The organism is Paraburkholderia sp. GAS199, assembly GCF_050436585.1.
Taxonomy (GTDB): domain Bacteria; phylum Pseudomonadota; class Gammaproteobacteria; order Burkholderiales; family Burkholderiaceae; genus Paraburkholderia.
In genome coordinates this window covers 80,501-100,863 of the sequence record NZ_JBNDMM010000014.1, presented here as the reverse complement: position 1 = coordinate 100,863, position 20,363 = coordinate 80,501, and the positions used below count along the sequence as shown (strand labels likewise).

General features: G+C 64.6%; 19 protein-coding genes. 5 read left to right on the top strand and 14 right to left on the bottom strand.

The features are described 5' to 3' along the window. The first annotated feature begins 29 nt into the window (after positions 1-29). Positions 30-1,739, top strand: a complete 1,710-nt coding sequence (locus P3T18_RS35795) for a putative bifunctional diguanylate cyclase/phosphodiesterase (protein ID WP_429304675.1) — start codon at positions 30-32, stop codon at positions 1,737-1,739. A gap of 43 nt (positions 1,740-1,782) precedes the next feature. On the opposite strand, the gene P3T18_RS35790 is transcribed toward P3T18_RS35795, so the two are convergent. Continuing rightward, entirely contained in the window at positions 1,783-1,998 is a 216-nt protein-coding gene (locus P3T18_RS35790; RefSeq protein WP_429304674.1) for a DUF2945 domain-containing protein, read from the bottom strand. Between the two features lie 240 nt (positions 1,999-2,238). Between P3T18_RS35790 and P3T18_RS35785 the strand changes: the two genes are divergently transcribed. The 3 genes from P3T18_RS35785 (at position 2,239) to P3T18_RS35775 (ending at position 5,621) form a co-directional block, all read left to right on the top strand. Continuing rightward, complete coding sequence (locus P3T18_RS35785; protein WP_429304673.1) at positions 2,239-3,048, top strand: mechanosensitive ion channel family protein; 810 nt, start codon at positions 2,239-2,241, stop codon at positions 3,046-3,048. Positions 3,049-3,270: 222 nt separating this feature from the next. Continuing rightward, positions 3,271-3,939 (top strand): biliverdin-producing heme oxygenase, encoded by a 669-nt coding sequence (locus P3T18_RS35780; RefSeq protein WP_429304672.1) that lies wholly within the window; start codon positions 3,271-3,273, stop codon positions 3,937-3,939. A 20-nt stretch (positions 3,940-3,959) separates the two neighbouring features. Beyond that, a complete protein-coding gene (locus P3T18_RS35775) occupies positions 3,960-5,621 on the top strand; it encodes a PAS domain-containing sensor histidine kinase (RefSeq protein ID WP_429304671.1) in 1,662 nt (553 codons plus the stop codon). 13 nt (positions 5,622-5,634) lie between these two features. Here P3T18_RS35775 and P3T18_RS35770 read toward each other — a convergent pair whose 3' ends face one another. The 13 genes from P3T18_RS35770 to upp form a co-directional block, all read right to left on the bottom strand. After that, positions 5,635-6,072: a response regulator gene (locus P3T18_RS35770; protein ID WP_429304670.1), complete on the bottom strand. Its 438-nt coding sequence runs from the start codon at positions 6,070-6,072 to the stop codon at positions 5,635-5,637. 49 nt (positions 6,073-6,121) lie between these two features. Beyond that, the gene (locus P3T18_RS35765) at positions 6,122-8,488 is read right to left on the bottom strand and encodes an ATP-binding protein (RefSeq protein WP_429304669.1); all 2,367 of its coding nucleotides are present in this window, start codon (positions 8,486-8,488) and stop codon (positions 6,122-6,124) included. Between the two features lie 113 nt (positions 8,489-8,601). Beyond that, entirely contained in the window at positions 8,602-9,729 is a 1,128-nt protein-coding gene (locus tag P3T18_RS35760) for an extracellular catalytic domain type 1 short-chain-length polyhydroxyalkanoate depolymerase (RefSeq protein WP_429304668.1), read from the bottom strand. An 89-nt stretch (positions 9,730-9,818) separates the two neighbouring features. Further along, positions 9,819-10,244, bottom strand: coding sequence for a CopG family transcriptional regulator (locus tag P3T18_RS35755; RefSeq protein ID WP_429304667.1), 426 nt, complete (start codon positions 10,242-10,244; stop codon positions 9,819-9,821). Between the two features lie 250 nt (positions 10,245-10,494). Further along, positions 10,495-11,964, bottom strand: a complete 1,470-nt coding sequence (gene rng, locus P3T18_RS35750) for a ribonuclease G (RefSeq protein WP_429304666.1) — start codon at positions 11,962-11,964, stop codon at positions 10,495-10,497. Positions 11,965-11,973: 9 nt separating this feature from the next. Next, positions 11,974-12,603 carry a Maf family protein gene (locus tag P3T18_RS35745; RefSeq protein ID WP_429304665.1) on the bottom strand — a complete coding sequence of 210 codons (630 nt, stop codon included), beginning with the start codon at positions 12,601-12,603 and terminating at the stop codon, positions 11,974-11,976. A 125-nt stretch (positions 12,604-12,728) separates the two neighbouring features. Next, positions 12,729-13,199, bottom strand: coding sequence for a 23S rRNA (pseudouridine(1915)-N(3))-methyltransferase RlmH (rlmH, locus tag P3T18_RS35740; protein ID WP_429304664.1), 471 nt, complete (start codon positions 13,197-13,199; stop codon positions 12,729-12,731). A gap of 177 nt (positions 13,200-13,376) precedes the next feature. Then, a complete protein-coding gene (rsfS, locus tag P3T18_RS35735) occupies positions 13,377-13,829 on the bottom strand; it encodes a ribosome silencing factor (protein ID WP_429304663.1) in 453 nt (150 codons plus the stop codon). Between the two features lie 4 nt (positions 13,830-13,833). Then, positions 13,834-14,553, bottom strand: coding sequence for a nicotinate-nucleotide adenylyltransferase (locus P3T18_RS35730; RefSeq protein ID WP_429304693.1), 720 nt, complete (start codon positions 14,551-14,553; stop codon positions 13,834-13,836). Positions 14,554-14,611: 58 nt separating this feature from the next. After that, on the bottom strand, positions 14,612-15,535 hold the full coding sequence (gene hemF, locus P3T18_RS35725; protein ID WP_429304662.1) for an oxygen-dependent coproporphyrinogen oxidase: 924 nt from the start codon (positions 15,533-15,535) through the stop codon (positions 14,612-14,614). A gap of 345 nt (positions 15,536-15,880) precedes the next feature. Beyond that, on the bottom strand, positions 15,881-17,179 hold the full coding sequence (gene purD / locus P3T18_RS35720; RefSeq protein WP_429304661.1) for a phosphoribosylamine--glycine ligase: 1,299 nt from the start codon (positions 17,177-17,179) through the stop codon (positions 15,881-15,883). A 266-nt stretch (positions 17,180-17,445) separates the two neighbouring features. After that, positions 17,446-18,174 (bottom strand): YebC/PmpR family DNA-binding transcriptional regulator, encoded by a 729-nt coding sequence (locus P3T18_RS35715; protein WP_429304660.1) that lies wholly within the window; start codon positions 18,172-18,174, stop codon positions 17,446-17,448. 440 nt (positions 18,175-18,614) lie between these two features. Beyond that, entirely contained in the window at positions 18,615-19,265 is a 651-nt protein-coding gene (upp, locus tag P3T18_RS35710; RefSeq protein WP_429304659.1) for a uracil phosphoribosyltransferase, read from the bottom strand. A gap of 299 nt (positions 19,266-19,564) precedes the next feature. On the opposite strand from upp, the gene P3T18_RS35705 reads away from it, so the two are divergent. Beyond that, the gene (locus P3T18_RS35705) at positions 19,565-20,347 is read left to right on the top strand and encodes an SDR family oxidoreductase (protein ID WP_429304658.1); all 783 of its coding nucleotides are present in this window, start codon (positions 19,565-19,567) and stop codon (positions 20,345-20,347) included. Positions 20,348-20,363: the final 16 nt, after the last annotated feature.

Genomic DNA, 20,363 nt, shown 5'->3' with positions numbered 1-20,363 from the left:
AATGCTTCAGCACAATAAAGGCCGGCGCGATGCATGATTTTCCTCACGCGGATGCGCTTCCACACGAAGCCGCGCTCGCCGCGGCGCCGTACGGCATGTTCACCTGCAGCGCCGACGGCACCTTCGAAGCCGTCAACGCGGCCTTCGAGAAACTGACGGGTTTCGACGCCGACGATCTCGTCGGCAAGCGCGGTTTCGAATCGCTCATCGATCCCGCCGAACTGCTCAAGCGTCGCGGCGATCTGCCCGTGCTGGCCGACATCACCTCGCGTTACGAAGGCGAATGGACCTATCTGCGGCGCAATAACACGCCGATCCGGATCGTCTTCGCACTCGCGCCGCTGGCGCCGGAATCGTCGTCCGGCGGCCGGCTGAATGGCGCGGCGCGGCGCTTCGTCGGCATCGTCATCGACATGACGCGCTATGCGCAATCCGAAGCACGTCTGTGGTACGTCTCGCATCACGACGGCGTGACGCGTTTGCCGAATCAGACGCTGTTCACCGAACGTCTGGAACTGACGATCGAACGCTGCCATCGCAACGGCACCGGCTTCACCGTGTTGATCGCGGAACTCGACCATCTGCGCAAACTGCGTGACGCGCTCGGCCTGCACGCGGCCGAACTCGTGCTGCAAATCGTCGGCGAACGCTTGCGCGGACTTTTTCCCAATGACGGCACCATCGCGTCCATCGGCGGCACGCAGTTCGCGCTGCTGGTCAACGAAAGCGGCCCGGCCGCGGACGCCTTCGCAGCCGAAGCGCTCGGCCGCATTGCCGAGCCGATCGATTACGGCGGCACGGTGCTCAACATCACGGCGAGCATCGGCATCGTCGCGTATCCGGCCGACGGTGGCGATGCGCCCACGTTGATGCGTCGCGCGGGTGTGGCGCTGTCGGCGGCATCCGCAATTAGCGGCAATGCCGTGCGGCGTTTTTCCACTGCACTCGAAGGTCAGGCGGCGCGGCGCTTCGAACTGGAAACGATGCTGCGCGAAGCGATCGAGCGGCAGCAGTTGCACCTCGTCTACCAGCCGCAAGTGACGCTCGCCACCGGCCGCATCGCGCAGGTGGAAACGTTGTTGCGCTGGAATCATCCGCAACGTGGACTCATCAGTCCCGTCGAGTTCATTCCGGTTGCGGAAGAGGCCGGTCTGATCGAGCAGATCGGCGAATGGGTGATCCGTACCGCGTGCCGCGATGCCGGCAAGTTGCTGCGCCTGACGGGCAAGCTGCCGCGTTTTGCGGTGAACGTGTCGCCGCAGCAGTTTCAGCGACACAATCTGTTCGACACGATTCGCAGCGCCCTCGAAGACGCCGCGCTCGAACCGTCGTATCTCGAAGTGGAAATCACCGAAGGCGTGTTGCTGGGCGACACCGACCAGGCGTTGCAAACGCTGCATGCACTGCGCGAGCTCGGTGTGGAAGTCGCCGTGGACGATTTCGGCACCGGCTATTCGAGCCTCGCCTATCTCACGCGATTCCCGCTGAATCGTTTGAAAATCGATCGCTCGTTTGTGATGCGCATGAGCAGCGACGCGCAGTGCGCGGCGTTGGTGGGCGCCATCATCGCGATGGCGCATGCACTGAAGTTGCGCGTGACCGCCGAGGGTGTCGAAACGGCGGAGCAGGCCGCGCAACTCGAAGCGCTCGGCTGCGACGAGGCGCAAGGATTCTGGTTTTCACGGCCGGTCACGGTGGCCGCGTTGCGCAACCTGCTCAAGCCGCTGGGCGGTGTTTAAAACACAGTCGTCTTGATCCCGTGCGTCCCGATCCTGACGCGCGTCAATGTTTTAGCGAATGCAGCGCGTCGCCGCGATGTACTGCGTGCTTGCCGCTTTTTTCGCTTTCCACCTCGTAATGCGGGTCCGACTTCGACGCGTCGACCGTCCTGCCGTCCACCGTCGTGTGGGTAGAAATGACACGTACCACCTTGCCATGTGTCATGCCTTGCGGCGTATTCCAGCTGACCCGGTCGCCGGTCTTGAACTGTGCGGTCATGGTGTCTCTCCCTCTGATTCGATGATGCTCGCGTGCGCATGCTTCGCGCCGCTCGTCCCTTGTGCGTCACCGGTTCGACGCGTGAGTGCGCGGTTCGATTGATAGCGGACTCACGCGTCGCCCGAAAACCGTTATTGCGAGCAAGCCGCATGCCTCGCATCGCCGTTCGTAAAGGGCGGGAACGTATCCTGCTTGAGTGCATCAACAGAATATGAACCCGCAACGGAACGGATACGAACGATGAACGATCTGCTTGCTCGTCTCTTGCATTTTCAGCCGTCGCTGCTCGTCACCCTGACGCACGACGTCCTTCATATCGTGCTGGCCGCCGTGATACTGGTGGCCGGCTGGTGGCTGTCGAATCGTGTCGGCGCGCTCTTCGCGAAAGCACTGGCCCGCACGCCGGCCGACCCGACGCTCGCGCCGATGCTTGCCGGAATGGGCACGTGGGCGGTACGCGTGCTGGTCTTCATTGCCGCGTTGAGCGAGGTCGGCATTGCGACGGCCAGCGTGCTGGCGGTGCTCGGCGCCGCGGGTCTCGCGATCGGCCTTGCTTTGCAAGGCACGCTGCAAAATATCGCGGCCGGCATGATGTTGCTGATGTTGCGCCCGTTTCGCGTCGGCGACGTGATCGAAGGCAGCGGCGCGGCGGCGGGCATCGTGCGCGAAGTGGGCCTGTTCACCACGCGTATCGAACGTGGCGACGGCAACGCGGTCTTCGTGCCGAACAGCCAGATCTGGAGCAATCCGGTGATCAACTACAGCAGCGGCGGCACGCAACGCATTGAAGTGCAGGTCGAACTTGCCCAGCGTAAGGACGTGGACGCCGCAATCGGCGAACTGAAGAAGGTAGTCGCCGACGAACCGCGCGTGCTGAGCGGCACGACGCTCGCGCCGGTCATTACGGTGGCCGACTATCCCGACGAGGGCGGCGCGACCTTGCGGATCGCGGCATGGGTGCGCTCGCCGGATGCCGCGCTCGCCAGCGACGACCTGCATGACCATGCGCAGTCGGCGCTCGAACAGGCGGGCTGCCCGGTGGCGGCCTGAGCGCGACATCGTGAGCCGCCTGTCGGGGCTTGTCGTTGCGTAAGAACGCCAAGAGCGACGAGCCCATCGATCGAATGCCACCGCGTCGCTTGCGATGGTCCTGGCGCGATGTACCCATTGAATCGAAGCGCGAGACGCGAGCCACATCGTGCAACGGTCGCGCCGCGCAAGCAGCACCTCTATAATCAGACTCTGTTTTCATTCATGCTGAAGCCAACACGGTTGACCGACCCAACTGAATCCGCCCGCCGCTCCGACAGCGGCGAGAGCAGCACACGTGGCGAAGCGCAAGCGCCTGGCGTAGTGGCCGCGCTGCGTGCCGCGACAACGGAACGCCATGAGCTGCTGCACGAGATCATGCCGTTGTCCGTGGAAAGCGTTGCGCTGAGCGACTATCTCGCGCATGTCGCCGTACTGCGCGAATGGCTCGTGCCGCTCGAGGCGTGGCTGGCCGAAGCCGGCGACGGCCCGCAGTCTCCCGCGCTGCCGCCGCGCATCGACCGTGTCGCGCTGATCGATGCCGATCTCGACGACCCGAGCATCCCGCCGCAGGAACGCATTGCTGGTCGCCCGACGGCTCGTGCCTGGCATGGCGCCGAAAGTGCCGCCTACCGTTGGGGTGTCTGCTACGTGATCGAAGGCTCGCAACTCGGCGGCGCGGTTCTGTACGCGCGGCTCCACGAGCGTCTCGCGCCGCATCCGCTGCGCTTTCTTGCCGCCGGCCGCGAATCGCTCGGCCCGCGCTGGCGTGCATTCACGCAGGCCATGACGGCTGAAGTGCAATCCGGGTCCGACGTCGACGACGCGTGTCGTGGTGCGGCCGACGCCTTCGATCGTCTGATCGAGGTCGCGCAGCGTCCCACACGGGCCGCCTGCACGAGCGTCGATTGAAGCGCGCCCGGGACACGCCGATGGATAGCCGCCACCAGGACCCGAGCATCGACGCCCCGCAATTCGACGCGGCCATGGCGTTCGAATCTTTGCCGGAAGCCTATGTCATTCTCAATCGCCGGTACGAGATTCTGCTCGCCAATGCGCGCTATCTGGATCTCACCGGGCAGTCGTTGAGCGATCTGAAGGGCAGGTCGATTTTCGACATCAACCAGTTCGGCGCCGCCGAGCAACGCGAAGCACGCCGCGAGTGGCTAACCACCGCCCTGCGCGATCTCACGGTGGGCGAGTCGGCGTGGTCGCCGCTGTTCCGCTACGAAATGCCCGAGCGGCGTCAATCCGCCGATCCGGACGCGTCAACGCTGCAGCGCGTGCCGCGCTACTGGAAGATCAAGGCGAGCCTGCTCGGCGCGCGTCATGGGCAAGGCGGCAATATTGCGCTGCGCGTGAGCGAAGTCACCGAGCGCATCTCGGAGATCGAGCGAGACCAGCGCGAGCGCGCGAAGCTGCGCTCGCAGGCGCAACTGCGCCTCGTTCTCGCCGACGAAGCCCGCGCGCAACTGCGCGAGCATCAGGAGCGTTTCCAACTTGCATTGGCCTTCTCGCAACTCGGCGCGTGGGAACTCGATCCCGTCACCGGCGCGATCGAATGTACCGATCAGTGCAAGACCAATCTCGGGCTGTCGGTCAGTTCGACCCTGACCGAGCAGCGTCTGTTCGAACAGATCGTTCATCCCGACGACCGCGCACGTTTTCGCGACGCGATGAATCAGGCCATTGCGAGCCACGAGCATTTCGAAGTGGACTTCCGCATCGGCTGGGCGAGCGGCGCGATCCGCTGGATTCTCGTGCGCGGCGTGGGCCGTTTCCAGGCGGACGGCGAGGTGAATTCGGTCATCGGCTTCACGCTCGACATCACGGCGCGCAAGGAAGCGGAACTCGAACAGCGGGAAATCGCGGCATCCGAGAAACGCGCCCGTGAGCATAGCGACCGGCTCGCCATGGCCATGGATCATTTCGTCACCACGGTCAGCCATGAGTTGCGCTCGCCGCTCTCGGCCATTCTTTCGTGGACCGATCTGCTGCAGCGCGCGGCCGATCCGTCGCATGTGGCGCGCGCGTCGGGCGTGATTAGCCGCAATGCACGGCAACTGTCGCATATGGTCGACGACCTGCTCGATAGCGGCGCCATCGTGACCGGCAAACTCTCGGTGAGTCTGCAGCCCGTGGACCTCGGCGCGCTCGCGGGTATCGTCGTGGAAGACATGCGCATGCATGCCGAAGCGAAGGGACTGCAACTGGTCGCCGACGATCTCACGTCGGTCATGGTGCTCGCCGACGAAAGCCGCATGAAACAGGTCGTGTGGAATCTGTTGTCGAATGCCGTGAAGTTCAGCCCGCAAGGCACGATCGAACTGTCCGTGCGCATGCACGGGGAGCGCGTCGAACTGGCCGTGCGCGATACGGGCCAGGGCCTCGACGAGAATTTGCTGGAGAGGATTTTCGAGCGCTTCCAGCAGTTCGGTGCGGAAGGCTCGGGCCGGGTGGCCGGTCTCGGCCTCGGCTTGTGGCTCGTGAAGAATCTGCTGGATCTGCACCGCGGCACGATTACCGCGGAGAGCCCGGGTCTGGGGCAGGGCGCGACGTTCCGCGTCAGCCTGCCGGTGTACCGTCAGGCCTGACGCGAGGCGTTGATTAACGCGGGTACGGCGGCGGTTCGTTCAGCACGGCCCAGAACATGCCGAGGTCGTTGATCGCGGCCATGAAGTCGTCGAACGCGACAGGCTTTACCACGTAGGCATTCACGCCGAGATCGTAGCTGCGCAGCAGGTCCGTTTCTTCGCGCGACGAAGTGAGCATGACCACCGGAATGCGCTTGAGTTTTTCGTCGCCGCGCACGGCCTTCAGCACTTCGTGGCCATCTACTTTCGGCAGCTTCTTGTCGAGCAGGATCACGGCCGGATTTTCTTCCGGCCGATCTGCCCATTGACCTTCGCGGCGCAGGTATTGCAGCGCTTCTTCGCCGTCGCGCACGGACACGACCGGATTCGCCAGACGCGTTTTTTCCAGCGCGATCAGCGTCAGTTCCACGTCGTTCGGATTGTCTTCCACCAGCAGGATCGGTCTTAGCACGCTCGTTTCCCTTGTTCGGCTCTACTGGCTCAACGTACGTCGAGCCCGTTCAATTGTCTTTGGATTCTTTGGGCACAGGACGAAAACGCTGGCCCGGCGACAGCGCCGCGAGCCGCGCCACCGCCGCTGCGGGCGATTCCTCGCCCTGAATCGGGTCGGCGACGAATACACGCGGCAGCGAGAAATACAGCGTCGCGCCCTTGTCGACTTCGCCGAAAGCCCAGGCTTTTCCGCCGTGACGCTCGGCAATACGTTTTACGCCCGCAAGCCCGATGCCCGTACCGGGAAATTCTTCGGTGCGGTGCAGGCGCTGGAATACGCCGAACAGTTTGTCGACATAGCGCATGTCGAATCCGACGCCGTTGTCTTTGACGAAAAAGACGTCCTGACCATCCAGTTCGCCTTCGCCCGGATAGCGGCCGATTTCGATCCTTGCCTGCTCGCGGGTGGCCGTGAATTTTACCGCGTTCTCGATGAGATTACGGAGCACGACGTGCAGCAGCACTGCATCGGCATTCGCGTGACCGAGATCGCCGACCTGAAACGCGATGTCGCGCGTGCCCGCGTCTTTAGCTTCGTCGGCGATCAGGGCGTTGACCATCGCCTTGAGGTCGACCCACTGCGGATGCAGCGCGGCGCGTCCCATCTGCGAAAAGGCGAGCAGGTCGTCGACCAGTTTGCCGCCGAACGTGGCCGAGGAAATGATGCGCGCCACGAAATGCTGGCCGCGTTCCGACAGCCGCTCGTTCTCCATTTCGCGCAGCAGATCCGCGAAACCGACGATGTGCCGCAACGGCGCGCGCAGATCGTGTGAGACGGTGTACGAGAAGCCTTCGAGTTCGCGGTTCGCGCGGCCGAGTTCCAGCGCGAGTTGCGCCAGTTCTTCGGCACGGCCGAGCACGATGCCGAGCAGCGCCGTGCGGAATTCCACGGCGATTTCGAGTTCGGCGGGCCGCCACGCGCGCGAGCGTCCGCGCACGGTGTCGGTCCACACGTCGAAGCTCTTGCGCGGCGACAGCGAATCGGCGAGTCCGGCCAGTTTGGCGCGCGGATCGCCGGCCCATTTGATGGTCTGCACGACTTCCTCGCGGAACCACAGCACGTAGTTGCGGAACAGCTTGGAGATCGACACGGCCAGCACGCCGGCGTAGTCGGGATGCGCCGGCAGGACCGGGCAGGCGGTGGCGAGATCGGCGGTGTCGAAGGTTTCGTCGACGCGCGTGTCGAGCCACTCCACCAGCTTCGCCACCTCGGCTTCGGGCGGCGTCGTGCCCACTCTCAGAATGCGGCCGTCGAACACGATCGCCGCGCCGGTCGAGGCCGTCAGTCCGAGCAGATCGCGCGGCGTGTTGACGAGCGCGTCGGCGAAGCTTTCCGTGTTCGCCATGGCGGCGAGCAGGCGCGCCAGCGTGCGGCGCAGTTCGAGCCGGTATTCGGCCTCGGCGTGATCTTCTTTTGCTTCGATCTGCAGCGAGAGCACCTGCGCGATGTGTTCGCAGGCGGCGCGCACTTCGAACGGCGGCACGCGTGCGGATTCGTGGTGGCAGGAGATGAGTCCCCACAGCTTGCCGCGTATCACGATCGACATGGACATCGACGACAGCGTGCCCATGTTCTTCATGTACTGCACATGGACCGGCGACACGCTGCGCAGCGACGCGTAGGTCAGGTCGGTGGGTTTGCCCGTGGACGGATGCAGCGAAGGCACGAGCGGCGCGGCCTGATAATCGGCGTCGGCGATCAGACGGATGCGATTACGGACATACAGCGCGCGTGCTTGCGCCGGGATGTCGGAAGCGGGGAAGTGTTGTCCTTCGTAGGACGCGTAGCCCGGTTCGATGCGCTCGGCGATCACGTGGCCGGCGCCGGTTTCGTCGAAGTTGTAGACGAGCGTGCGGCCATAGCCGGTGATGCGCTGCACTTCGTCCGCGGCGAGTTGCGCGAGGGCTTCGATGGTCTGCACGTCCTGCAGACGATTGATGAAGGTGCGCACGAGCGGATACATCGACGCGAACACGTCCATCGTGCCGCGCGCCGGTTCCAGTTCGACGATGGCGAGCCCGCGATGGCGATGCACGATCACCGCGAACGGCGTCGGCCGGGCGACGTCGTTCAGGCGCGGGTCGCTCATCGAGCCGATGTAAAAGGGCAGATCGGCTTCGGGATTCTGGGCGAGGGCCTCGATGATTTTCGCGGCCCACTCCTGCCCGACCACGTCGGCGATCGGGCGGCCCAGCGCCTGCTCGGCCGTCAGGCCCGACAAGGCGCTAATGTTGGCGCTGACCTGCAGCATGCTGCCGTCCGGCGCAATGCTGAACAGAAAGCCGTGCGGCTGGATGCCGCCTGGAATGTGAATGGGCTCTCTCGCGCAGTCCGCTTCGACTGTCGAGGGTGCGGTAGACGTCAGCTCTGCCATGCATGCTCCACGAACGGTACGCATTCATTCTCGCATACCTGCTATGGGCCTGTTTCGCGACCGGCAGCTTGCCATGAACGGCGCGGCGCGCGCCGCCCGTTACGGGCGGAAGTTCAGCCGGTCGTGTGCGTCAGTGGATGCGCGAGAAAGAACTGCAGCATCCCGGCGCTGGCATCCGGTCCGGCGGGGTCCGTGTAGGAGCCGCGCGGACTGCCGCCCGCCCAGGCGTGGCCCGCGCCGTGAATCGTCCAGCATTCCGCTTCGACGCCGTTCGGCGCGGTGTATCGCTGTACGGTCGTGGCGCGCTGGCCGCCACGCGACGAGTCCGGCGCCACGGCGTGGCCAGCATCGAAACCGGCGAGCAGCGCGTTGGCATTCGACGGATGGACGGTGGAGTCGGCGTCGCCCTGAAACACGATCAGCGGACGCCGTGGCTCGACGGCGGGACGGCCCCGGTGCGCCTTGCCGCCCTTCATCGCGGCAAGCGCGGAAGGCAGGTCTTTCGCGCTGCCGTAGGCGAGTCCCGAATGCATGCCGCCGGCCGCGTACAAGTCGGGCGAGGTCTTGAGCATGATGTCCGCCATCGCCGCGCCGGCCGACAGCCCTGCCACGTAGACGCGGGCCGGATCGATCCGGTAGCGCGCCATGACTTCCCGCGTGATACCGGCAATCAGCGACGGCTCGCCCTGATCGCGTTGCTGGTCGACCGGCTTGAACCAGTTCCAGCACTTCGAATGATTGGCCGCCTGCGATTGATTCGGATACACGACGATCAGGCCGTGACGTTCCGCGAGTTCGTTCATGCGCGTGCCGGCCGCGAAGTCGTCCGCGTTCTGTGTGCAGCCATGCAGCATGACGATCAGCGGCACGGGCTGGTTGTCGTACGTGGCGGGCACGTACAGTTTGTATTGCCGCTGACCCGCGGCGTTGCTGAAACTGTGCGTGCTGAACGTGCCCGGCGTCTCGGCGTCGATTGTGCGTTCGGACGGTGCGTGCGGCTGTGGGCTGGCCTGCGCGGGTTGCGTCTGCGCTTGCGTTTGCGCCTGCATATGCCGCCAGGCTTCGGCCCACGCGTGCGGAGTCTGCGCGCTGGGCGGCGTCTGGTTTTGCGCGTTGGGCGTGTGAGCGATACCGCCTGCGAGCGCGCGCTGGACGGCGGCGGTCGCTTCTTTCGGCCCTGCGGTACGCAGCAGCTCGAAGGCATCGGTCATGGACTTCAGGAAATCTTCGTTCATCTTCATGATCGTAGTGGTTTGTGTCGGCCTGCGTGAGGTGAAATGAAGTGATTCGGCGCTCAGGTGCGCGGAAAACAGGTCACCGGCGGCAAGCTTTAATGGATACGGCCGGCCAGCGCCGCCTTGACCTGCGGCGACGCGTGGAAGGCGCCCAGCACCACCACCGATGCAATCGTGGCTGCCGCGAGTTCGGGCGGCACGTCGGCGGCAATGCTGGCGAGGCCGAGCACGTGAATATCGAGTTGCTCGCGGGCGGCCTGCGTTGCTTCGAGTTCCTGCCGCGAAAAGTGTTGCAGGCCGAGCACCATGGCGCGCCGCGTCACCGTTTCCGTGACGACCTGCGCGTGCGTTGCAAGCTGGTTGCGGATGGCCGTGCGGATCAGGTCCGTCCGGTTCGAATAAAAACCTTCTTCGACCAGCAGATCGATCTGCCCAAGGTCGATCGGGCCGAGATTGATGGTGATCTTTTCAGTCTCGCCGCCTTTGGGGCGCGAGGTGTCGACGAGTTTCAGCTTGTTCATTTTTCCTCCGTGGACGGCTGGGTTGCCATCTCCAAACCATCCAAATAACATCCAATGGGATGGTTATACGCTTCTGAGCGGATGGTGGTCAACGAGGAAATTGAGGGCGGGAAAGGTTTTTGCCGGGCAACGGCTCGCACCGCGCCGGGTGGGCGCGGAATGGTGGTGAGGCGAAGCGGGGAGGGAATTCGAAGCGTGCCGAACTACGTCGCGCAGTTCGGCAGTATGGACCGGCTTGGGGAAAGCCGGCTTACATCAAGACGATATCGTACTGTTCCTGGCTCGGATTCGACTCGACCTGCAGCGACACCGGCTTGCCGATGAAATCGATCAGCATGGCCAGATGCTGCGACTCTTCTTCGAGAAACAGGTCGATCACCTGCTGCGACGCGACCACGCGGAACTCGCGCGGATTGAACTGACGCGACTCGCGCAGAATCTCGCGCAGCACGTCGTAACACACCGTGCGCGAAGTCTTGACCTGTCCTTTGCCTTGGCAGACCGGGCACGGTTCGCACAGCACATGCGCGAGCGATTCGCGGGTGCGCTTGCGGGTCATTTCCACGAGGCCGAGTTGCGAGAAGCCATTGACCGTGACGCGCGTGCGATCTTTCGACAACGCCTTCTTCAACTCGCCGAGCACCTGATCGCGGTGCTCCAGATTTTCCATGTCGATGAAGTCGATGATGATCACGCCGCCCAGATTGCGCAGACGCAATTGCCGCGCGATGGTATGCGCGGCTTCGAGATTGGTCTTGAAGATCGTGTCGTCGAAATTACGTGCGCCGACGTAGCCGCCGGTGTTCACGTCGATGGTGGTCATCGCTTCGGTCTGGTCGATGACGAGATAGCCGCCCGACTTCAGATCGACGCGGCGCGACAACGCGCGCTGAATCTCGGCTTCGATGTTGTAGAGATCGAAGAGCGGCCGCTCGCCGGTGTAGTGATGTAGTTTGGACGACACGGCTGGCGTGAATTCGGACGCGAAGTCGGCGAGCATCTGATACGTCTCGCGCGAATCGACCTGAATGCGCGACGTCTCGTCGTTCACGAAATCGCGCAGCACACGCTGCGCGAGATTCAGATCCTGGTAGAGCAGGCTCGTGGGCGGCATGCGCTGCCCTTGCGAAATGATCGTCGCCCACGTTTTGCGCAGATACGCGACGTCGCTGGCCAGCTCTTCGCTGGTGGCGTCTTCGGCAATGGTGCGCACGATATAGCCGCCTTTTTCGTCAGCGGGCAACACGGCGGTCAGGCGCGCACGCACGGCTTCGCGTTCGGCTTCGCTTTCGATTTTCTGCGAGATTCCGATATGCGGTTCCTGCGGCAGATACACGAGCGTGCGGCCGGCGATGCTCACCTGCGTGGAAAGACGCGCGCCCTTGGTGCCGATCGGATCTTTCACGACCTGCACCATTAGCGTCTGGCCTTCGAATACGATCTTTTCGATCGGCTGATGATGTGCCTGATGTTGCGGCTCGCCCGCAATGCGCGGATGCCAGATATCCGCGACGTGCAGGAACGCGGCGCGTTCGAGACCGATGTCGATGAAAGCGGATTGCATGCCCGGCAACACGCGGACGACCTTGCCGAGATAGACATTGCCGACGCGGCCGCGCGACAGCGTTCGTTCGACGTGAAGTTCCTGGACTGCGCCTTGCTGGACGAGCGCGACGCGCGTTTCCTGCGGCGTGACATTGATCAGGATTTCTTCATTCATGGTGTTATTTTAGAAGTCGATGCGCGCTGCGCGCAGGAGGGCAGCGGTTTCAAAAAGCGGCAAACCCATGATACCTGAATAGGACCCGTCGATATGTTCGATAAACTCGGCGGCGCGTCCTTGCACACCATAGGCACCCGCCTTGCCGAGCGGCTCGCCGCTCGCCGCGTAGCGACGGATCGCGTCGGCGTGCAGTGCAGCAAAACGGACTTTCGACACCGACAGCGCGGCCGGCAGCAGGGTGCCTTCCGCGTTCACGACAGCGACGGCGGTCAGCACGTCGTGATCGCGGCCCGCGAGACGCGTGAGCATCGTAATGGCGTCTTCTGTATCGATGGGTTTGCCGAGAATCGCGTCGTCGATCGTGACGGTGGTGTCGGCCACGAGAATCGGCCGCTGCGCATGGCCGCCGGCCACGAGCCGTGCACGCGCGGCATGGGCCTTGGCGACGCACACGCGCTGCACGTAATCGCGTGCGCGCTCGCCGGGCAACTCGGCTTCGAGCGCTTCGGCATCTTCATCGGGGCGCGGCAGCAGCAGTTCGAAGCGCACGCCGAGTTGCTGCAGCAACTCCTGGCGGCGCGGACTTTGAGAAGCGAGGTAGACGAACGGATGCAGCGAGGCGGCGGGAGTCGGCATGAACGGGTCTCGACGAAGCGGATTGCGTGAACGCGCGCCGTGCTGTCAGTCGGGCAACGTGCGCGCGCCGATGCGCGCAGAGGGACGTGACTGACCGCGCAGCAGATACCGGCGGCCTCGTCCGCTCAGACGCGGTGGTAGGGGTGATTCTGCGTGATGGTCCACGCGCGGTAAAGCTGTTCGGCGAGCAGCACGCGCACCATGGCATGCGGCAAGGTCAGGCTCGACACGCGCAACAGCATGTCGGCGCGCGACTTGAGATCGGGATCGAGTCCGTCGGCGCCGCCGATCAGAAAGGCCACGTCGCGGCCGTCCTGTTGCCAGCCCGGCAGCGCGTTGGCCAGTTGCATGGTGGTCCAGTCTTTGCCGCGTTCGTCGAGTGCGACGATGCGCGCGTTCTTCGGCAACGCGGCTTCGATCTTCAGGCGTTCGGCGGCCATGACGCTTTCCGCCGGTCGTCCCGACGAACGCTGCTCGGGCTTGATCTCACGCAACTCGATACGCAACTCGGGCGGCATGCGCTTCGCGTATTCGTCGAAGCCGGTGGCGATCCAGTCGGGCATCTTGTGACCGACGGCGAGGATATGCAGTTTCATGACGTAGTCAGGCGCAAATGACGGCGCAGGCCGAGCGAGGCGGTGCGAACGACGTGCTTCGGCACGGTCTTCGAAGCGTGTGGCGAAGCTCGCGACGAGGTTCGCACGGAGGCACGCAACGAGGCTGGCAGCGAAGCATGCTTTAAAACCCGCCCCGGTCCTTGCGCCACGGCGAGCTTACTTGCGGCGCGCCGGCGTCTTGCGTGCGGGTTTCGCAGCCGGCGCTTCGTCGTCTTCCTCGTCTTCGTCGGGCTCGCTCGAACGGGCGCCGCCGAACGGATCCGGCGTGGACAGCTTGATCCGCACCGGCTTGTCGCCCCAGATCTCTTCGAGGTTGTAGTACTGACGCAGCGCCGGTTGCAGGATGTGCACGATCGCGTCGCCGCAATCGACCAGCACCCATTCGCCGATGTCTTCGCCTTCGGTGCTGATGATGTCGCCGCCGTTTTCCTTGACGCTTTCACGCACGCTCGACGCGAGCGCCTTGGTCTGGCGGTTCGAGGTGCCGCTCGCGACGATCACGCGATCGAACAGCGCGGTCAGGTGGCTGGTGTTGAACACCTTGATGTCTTGCGCCTTGACGTCTTCGAGAGCGTCGACGATCACGCGTTGCAGTTTGCGAATATCCATGGGGTTACCGGTGGTACAGATGATGTTGAAGAATATAGTCCCACACCGCGGTGGGGACATGGCTCGCGGCGGCCTGGTCTTGCGGTTCGTCGCCCACGTGGGCGAGCCGTTGAGTCACCTGTTCGCGCAGATGCGCGCGAATGTCGGTGGCCGAAACGTTGAACGCAAGCGTCGTATCGATCAGCAAGTGGCCGCACGGCGTGGCTTGCAGAACGTCGGCGCGGGCACGGCGCGCGTCGATTTCTTTTGCGACCACGGGCGGTATCGACGCAAGGTCGAAGCCGGGTCGCGTGGCCGCGCAAATATGCGCGAAGTCGAACAGGCGGCGCCAGTCGCGCCACGTGTCGAGATGCACGAGTTGATCGGCGCCGATCAGAAGCGCGATCGACGCTTCCGGACCTTCGCGTTCACGCCAGCGCTGCAGCGTGTCGATCGTGTAAGTGGGACCGTCGTGATCGATTTCGTCGGTCGCGACGCTGACGGTGACGCCCGGCAACGCCAGCTCGCTTGCCGCCGCGCGCGTCATGGCCAGGCGATGATGCGCCGGCGAGACGTCGGCTTTCTGCCAGGGCTGGCCTGCGGGCAGCAGCACCAGTTCGGTGAGCCGCAGCACCTCGGCGAACCGCCGCGCGAGCGCGAGATGGCCGTCGTGGATCGGGTCGAAGGTGCCGCCGAGCAAGCCGATACGGCGGGGCAGGGCGACGGGTTGAGCGTTCGGCTTCAGGTGAGCATCCTTTAACGTGACGGCGGCGGCCGGCTTGACGGGCCGGCAGACCGATGCCTCACACCCACTCGCGAGGCACGAGAAAATCGCTGTAGAGGCGCGCTTCCGGCGTGCCCGGCTCGGGCTGCCAGTTGTAGCGCCAGTTCACGACCGGCGGCATCGACATCAGGATCGACTCGGTGCGTCCGCCGCTTTGCAGCCCGAACAGTGTGCCACGGTCGAAGACCAGATTGAACTCGACGTAGCGCCCGCGCCGGTACGCCTGGAAATCCCGCTCGGCCTCGCCGTACGGAATGTTGCGGCGCTTTTCGATGATCGGCATATAGGCCTCGAGGAAGGCGTCGCCGACGCTCCTGAGCATGCCGAACGACTGGTCGAAGCCCGGCGCCGAGAAGTCGTCGAAGAAAATGCCGCCGATGCCGCGCGGTTCGTTGCGATGCTTCAGGAAAAAATACTCGTCGCACCAGCGCTTGAAGGTGGGGTAAAGGTCCGCCCCATAAGGCTCCAGCGCGTTGCGGCAGGTGCGGTGAAAATGCTGCGCGTCTTCTTCGTAGCCGTAGTACGGCGTGAGGTCCATGCCGCCGCCGAACCAGAACACCGGCGCTTCGCCGGCTTTGGTGGCGATCAGCAGACGCACGTTCATGTGCACGGTTGGGCAATGCGGATTGTGCGGGTGCAGCACGAGCGACACGCCCATGGCTTCGAAACCCCGGCCGGCCAGTTGCGGACGCGCCGCGCTGGCCGAACCCGGCAAGGCGTCGCCGGCGACGTCGGAGAAACCGATGCCCGCGCGCTCGAAGAAGTTGCCGCCCTCGAGGATTCGCGTGCAGCCGCCGCCGCGCAATTTCTCGCCGGGTGCGCGCTGCCAGGCGTCGGTGGCGAACGGTTTGCCGTCGAACGCGCCGAGCGTCTCTGCTATCTGCGTTTGCAGGCCTTGCAGCCAGCTGCGCACGGCCTGTGCGTCGTAGCTCGAATCGGTCATGAATGCAGGTGCTGAGGGCGGCACGCTCGACGTGCCGCGGGTTCTTCGTGAAGGGCGATGACCGCGCATTCGCCAGTCGACTGCTGGGAAGACGCGGCGGGTCGGTCGTTTCGCGGGGCAATGTCTGCACCGGCTAGCTGCTTGCCGGCGGCGCGAGGTTGCTGTGAGCGTCGCCGGCGCCGTGTGCGTTGCCTGCGGGCCGCAAAACTGCTGCAACCACGCAGCTGCACCAGCGCCGACGCTGCGCCGAGCGATACTGCGCAGGCCGCGCATCGACCACGAATTGGCCGCGAAAACCCGCAGTGTAGCGCCGTTGGCGCGACACGCGGGCAAGTGAGGTGAGGCTTAGTGCTTGCCGTCGCTCTTGACGTCGTGCTTGCGGTTCAACGCGCGATAGCCGATGTCGCGGCGATACTGCATGCCGTCGAACGAAATCTGGTTGATGGTTTCGTACGCCACCGACTGCGCGCTGCGTACCGAATCCGCCAGACCTACGACACACAGCACGCGGCCGCCCGAAGTAGTCAGCTTGCCGTCCTTGAGCGTGGTGCCGGCGTGGAACGTGACCGAATCAACGGTTTCCGCCGGGATGTCGCTGATCCGGTCGCCCTTGCGCGGCGTGTCCGGATAGTTATGCGCGGCGAGCACGACGCCCAGCGCGGTGCGGCGGTCCCATTCCAGCTCGATCGTATCCAGCGTGCCGGCAATCGCCTGTTCCACCACTTTCGAGAAGTCGCCCTTCAGACGCGCCATGATCGGCTGCGTTTCGGGGTCGCCCATGCGGCAGTTGAATTCGAGCGTCTTCGGATTGCCTTGCGCGTCGATCATCAGACCGGCGTACAGGAAACCGGTGAAGCGGATGCCTTCTTTTTCCATGCCGCGTACGGTCGGCTGGATGATTTCGCGCATCACGCGTGCGTGCAGTTGCGGCGTGACGATCGGCGCGGGCGAGTAGGCGCCCATGCCGCCCGTGTTCGGGCCCTGGTCGCCGTCGAGCAGACGCTTGTGATCCTGGCTCGATGCGAGCGCCAGCACGTGCTTGCCGTCGACCATCACGATGAAGCTGGCTTCCTCGCCGGCGAGGAATTCCTCGATCACGACGCGTGCACCGGCGTCGCCCAGCTTGTTGTCCGACAGCATCATGTCGACGGCTTCGTGCGCTTCCTGCAGCGTCTGCGCGACCACGACACCCTTGCCGGCCGCCAGACCGTCGGCCTTGATGACGATCGGCGCGCCCTTGGCGTCGAGATAGGCGTGCGCGGCGGCGACGTCGGCGAAGGTTTCGTATTCGGCCGTCGGGATGGCGTGGCGTTTCATGAACGCCTTGGCGAAATCTTTCGAGCTTTCGAGCTGGGCCGCTTCCCTGCTCGGTCCGAAAATCTTCAGACCACGCGAGCGGAACAGGTTGACGATGCCCGCCGCGAGCGGACCTTCCGGACCGACCAGCGTGAAAGCGATCTGTTCTTTCTCGACAAAATCGGCGAGCGCCGCCGGATCGGTGATGTCGATGTTGCGCAGACGCTCGTCCTGGGCGGTGCCGCCGTTGCCAGGAGCCACGTAGACGAGCTGGACCCGCGGCGATTGCGCGAGCTTCCATGCGAGCGCATGTTCGCGACCGCCGGAACCGACGACGAGTAACTTCATGTGAATCCCCGAGACTTAAAAACCATAAACGGCCGACGCTGCAAGCGAGAGCCGTGAAAATTCCAGCGAGCCAGACTCAAGGCGCGACCGTGAACGCAGAGCCGGCAGCGCCGCGGTTCGCCACATGACGAACCCGTGCGGCAGCGCGGTGCGGCGTGCAGCAACATGCCAAACGCCGAAACAAACGCCGAGATACCGCGCGACGCGAGGGCCAAACCGGCGGCTCCGGCAAACGCGCTGTGCGCCTGCCCGCCGCCGTGGCGCGCTCACTCGTCGGCGATCGCCGCGTTTGTATAGACTTCCTGCACGTCGTCCAGGCTTTCCAGCGCGTCGAGCAGCTTCTGCATTTTCACCGCGTCGTCGCCGGTGAATTCGACTTCCGTCTGAGGTTTCATCGTCACCTCGGCCAGTTCGGCCTTGAAGCCCGCAGCTTCGAGCGCGGTCTTCACCTTCGGGAAATCGTTCGGCGGGCACAGCACTTCGATACTGCCGTCTTCATTCGTGACGACGTCGTCGGCGCCGGCTTCGAGCGCCGCTTCCATCAGCTTGTCTTCCGGCGTGCCGGGCGCGAACAGGAACTGGCCGACGTGATCGAACATGAACGACACTGAGCCGTCCGTGCCCATGTTGCCGCCGTTCTTCGAGAACGCGTGACGCACGTCCGCTACCGTACGGGTGCGGTTGTCGGTCATCGTGTCGACGATCACTGCCGCGCCACCGATGCCGTAGCCTTCGTAGCGGATTTCTTCGTAGTTTGCGCCGTCGACGCCGCCCGAGCCGCGCTGGATCGCGCGGTTGACGTTATCTTTCGGCATGTTGGCGTCGTACGCCTTTTCGACCGCGAGCCGCAGACGCGGATTCGAGTCGATGTCGCCGCCGCCCATGCGGGCCGCGACCTGGATTTCCTTGATGAGCCGCGTCCAGACCTTGCCGCGCTTGGCATCGGCCGCTGCCTTCTTATGCTTGATGTTGGCCCATTTCGAATGACCCGCCATACCTTTCTCCAGAGCGCGCGCCAGCGGGGCGCACGCATAGTGCAATTGTCGTTGCGATGTCGGGCGCTTGCGCGGATGGCCGCGATCCTGCGCCTCGATGTCAAACAGCCCGGTGTCGGAGCGTTATCAGCTTGATGACCGCCGGCCCGTTCCGGCTGGCGGGACCGAAGGGTCGGCAGCGCGGTTGGGTGAAGCGGTGCGGCCAGGCGGGTCGGCAGACAGGGCGCCGGTCCCGGCAGGCCCCGCGCGAAGGCGCGATGCGCCGGGCGGTTGTGCAAGTTGAGCCGCTTTTCGAGCGGATTCGAATTTTATCACGCCGCGGGGTGCCGGCAGGGGAAGGCGTGAGTCGAAAACGCGGGCAATCGCTGCCGCCGGCGGCATTTTTCGCATGCCGCGCGGCGGTTTTCAGACGGCTGTCGGCGCAACCGTCAGCACGGCTGTCAGTTTTTCGTACCGAACAGACGGTCGCCGGCGTCGCCTAGGCCCGGCACGATGTAGGCGTGCTCGTTCAGATGCGAATCGAGCGAGGCGACATAGAGCTTGACGTCCGGATGCGCGTCCTGGAACACCTGCACGCCTTCGGGCGCGGCCACCAGGGCGAGGAACATGATGTTCTCGCCGGCCACGTTGCGCCGCTTCAGCACGTCGACCGCGTGCACCGCCGAATAGCCGGTCGCGACCATCGGATCGCACAGAATGAACACGCGGTCTTCCAGATCCGGCAGACGCACGAGGTACTCGACCGGACGATGGTCTTCCGCGCGATACACGCCGATGTGGCCCACGCGCGCCGACGGCACCAGTTCCAGCAGGCCGTCCGACATGCCGATGCCGGCGCGCAGCACCGGCACGATGGCGAGCTTCTTGCCGGCGATCACCGGCGCGTCGATGTCGACCAGCGGCGTGGTGAGGCGGCGCGTGGTCATCGGCAGGTTGCGGGTGATCTCGTAACCCATCAGCAGTGTGATTTCGCGCAGCAGTTCGCGGAACGTGCGGGTCGAGGTATCCCGGTCGCGCATGTGCGACAGCTTGTGCTGGATCAGCGGGTGATCGAGGATGAAGAGATTGGGAAAGCGGCTGTCCTGGGTCATGGCGGGGCGCAAACGGCGAAAGAGGAATCGGCTCCGGTAACGGTATGGGTTCCGGTATCGGATCGGCGGCCGGCGCCAGCTCGACAAACAGCCGGCGGGGCTCGCCACGGCGCAAGTTTACCGAAAGAGTGCCGCTCGACGATACCGGAGATTGCAGCCACCCGGGGCAGTCCGGCACCGATTCTTCTAGAATCAGGAAATCTTTGCGCCGACCGTACGCCCGGCCACCGGCAGATGGAGCCGCCGGCCGGGCCGTCGTGACGCGCCATTCACGCCATCCACGCCACGAGGACACGCACATGGACATGGGAATCGCAGGACGCACCGCGCTGGTTTGCGCGGCCAGCAAAGGATTGGGGCGCGGCTGCGCGGAAGCGCTCGCGGCCGAGGGCGTCAATCTGACGATCGTCGCGCGCACGGCGGAAACGCTGGAAGCCACCGCCGACGAAATCCGCAAGCAGAGCGGCGTGCAGGTCAAAACCGTAGCGTGCGACATCACCACGCCGGAAGGCCGCGCTGAGGCGCTGGCCGCGTGCCCGCAGCCGGACATCCTCGTGAACAACGCGGGCGGGCCGCCGCCGGGCGATTTCCGCGAGTTCACCCACGAAGCCTGGATTCGTGCGCTGGAAAGCAACATGCTGACGCCGATCGAACTGATTCGCGCCACCATCGACTCGATGAGCGCGCGCGGCTTCGGCCGCATCGTCAACATCACGAGTTCGGCGGTGAAGGCGCCGATCGACGTGCTCGGTTTGTCGAATGGCGCGCGTTCGGGGTTGACGGGTTTCCTCGCCGGCATCGCGCGCAGCAAGGTCGCATCCACCGGCGTCACGATCAACAACCTGCTGCCGGGCCTGTTCGACACCGACCGCATCGCCACCACCTTCAACGCGCAAGCGAAGGCGCAAAACATTTCCGTCGAGGAAGCGCGTCAGCAGCGCATGAAGACGATTCCCGCCGGCCGCTTCGGCAATCGCGACGAGTTCGGCCGCGCGTGCGCTTTCCTGTGCAGCGTGCACGCGGGCTATATCACCGGACAGAACTGGCTGATCGACGGCGGCACCTATCCGGGCACGTTCTAGCCTGGCGCCCGCCGAT

What these genes read in the sequence shown, in the direction of transcription:
- P3T18_RS35795 (WP_429304675.1), top strand. Translation starts at nt 30, where the DNA reads ATGCATGATTTTCCTCACGCGGATGCGCTTCCACACGAAGCCGCGCTC.
- P3T18_RS35790 (WP_429304674.1), bottom strand. Translation starts at nt 1,998, where the DNA reads ATGACCGCACAGTTCAAGACCGGCGACCGGGTCAGCTGGAATACGCCG.
- P3T18_RS35785 (WP_429304673.1), top strand. Translation starts at nt 2,239, where the DNA reads ATGAACGATCTGCTTGCTCGTCTCTTGCATTTTCAGCCGTCGCTGCTC.
- P3T18_RS35775 (WP_429304671.1), top strand. Translation starts at nt 3,960, where the DNA reads ATGGATAGCCGCCACCAGGACCCGAGCATCGACGCCCCGCAATTCGAC.
- P3T18_RS35765 (WP_429304669.1), bottom strand. Translation starts at nt 8,488, where the DNA reads ATGGCAGAGCTGACGTCTACCGCACCCTCGACAGTCGAAGCGGACTGC.
- P3T18_RS35760 (WP_429304668.1), bottom strand. Translation starts at nt 9,729, where the DNA reads ATGAAGATGAACGAAGATTTCCTGAAGTCCATGACCGATGCCTTCGAG.
- P3T18_RS35755 (WP_429304667.1), bottom strand. Translation starts at nt 10,244, where the DNA reads ATGAACAAGCTGAAACTCGTCGACACCTCGCGCCCCAAAGGCGGCGAG.
- rng (WP_429304666.1), bottom strand. Translation starts at nt 11,964, where the DNA reads ATGAATGAAGAAATCCTGATCAATGTCACGCCGCAGGAAACGCGCGTC.
- P3T18_RS35745 (WP_429304665.1), bottom strand. Translation starts at nt 12,603, where the DNA reads ATGCCGACTCCCGCCGCCTCGCTGCATCCGTTCGTCTACCTCGCTTCT.
- rlmH (WP_429304664.1), bottom strand. Translation starts at nt 13,199, where the DNA reads ATGAAACTGCATATCCTCGCCGTCGGTCACAAGATGCCCGACTGGATC.
- rsfS (WP_429304663.1), bottom strand. Translation starts at nt 13,829, where the DNA reads ATGGATATTCGCAAACTGCAACGCGTGATCGTCGACGCTCTCGAAGAC.
- hemF (WP_429304662.1), bottom strand. Translation starts at nt 15,535, where the DNA reads ATGACCGATTCGAGCTACGACGCACAGGCCGTGCGCAGCTGGCTGCAA.
- purD (WP_429304661.1), bottom strand. Translation starts at nt 17,179, where the DNA reads ATGAAGTTACTCGTCGTCGGTTCCGGCGGTCGCGAACATGCGCTCGCA.
- P3T18_RS35715 (WP_429304660.1), bottom strand. Translation starts at nt 18,174, where the DNA reads ATGGCGGGTCATTCGAAATGGGCCAACATCAAGCATAAGAAGGCAGCG.
- upp (WP_429304659.1), bottom strand. Translation starts at nt 19,265, where the DNA reads ATGACCCAGGACAGCCGCTTTCCCAATCTCTTCATCCTCGATCACCCG.
- P3T18_RS35705 (WP_429304658.1), top strand. Translation starts at nt 19,565, where the DNA reads ATGGACATGGGAATCGCAGGACGCACCGCGCTGGTTTGCGCGGCCAGC.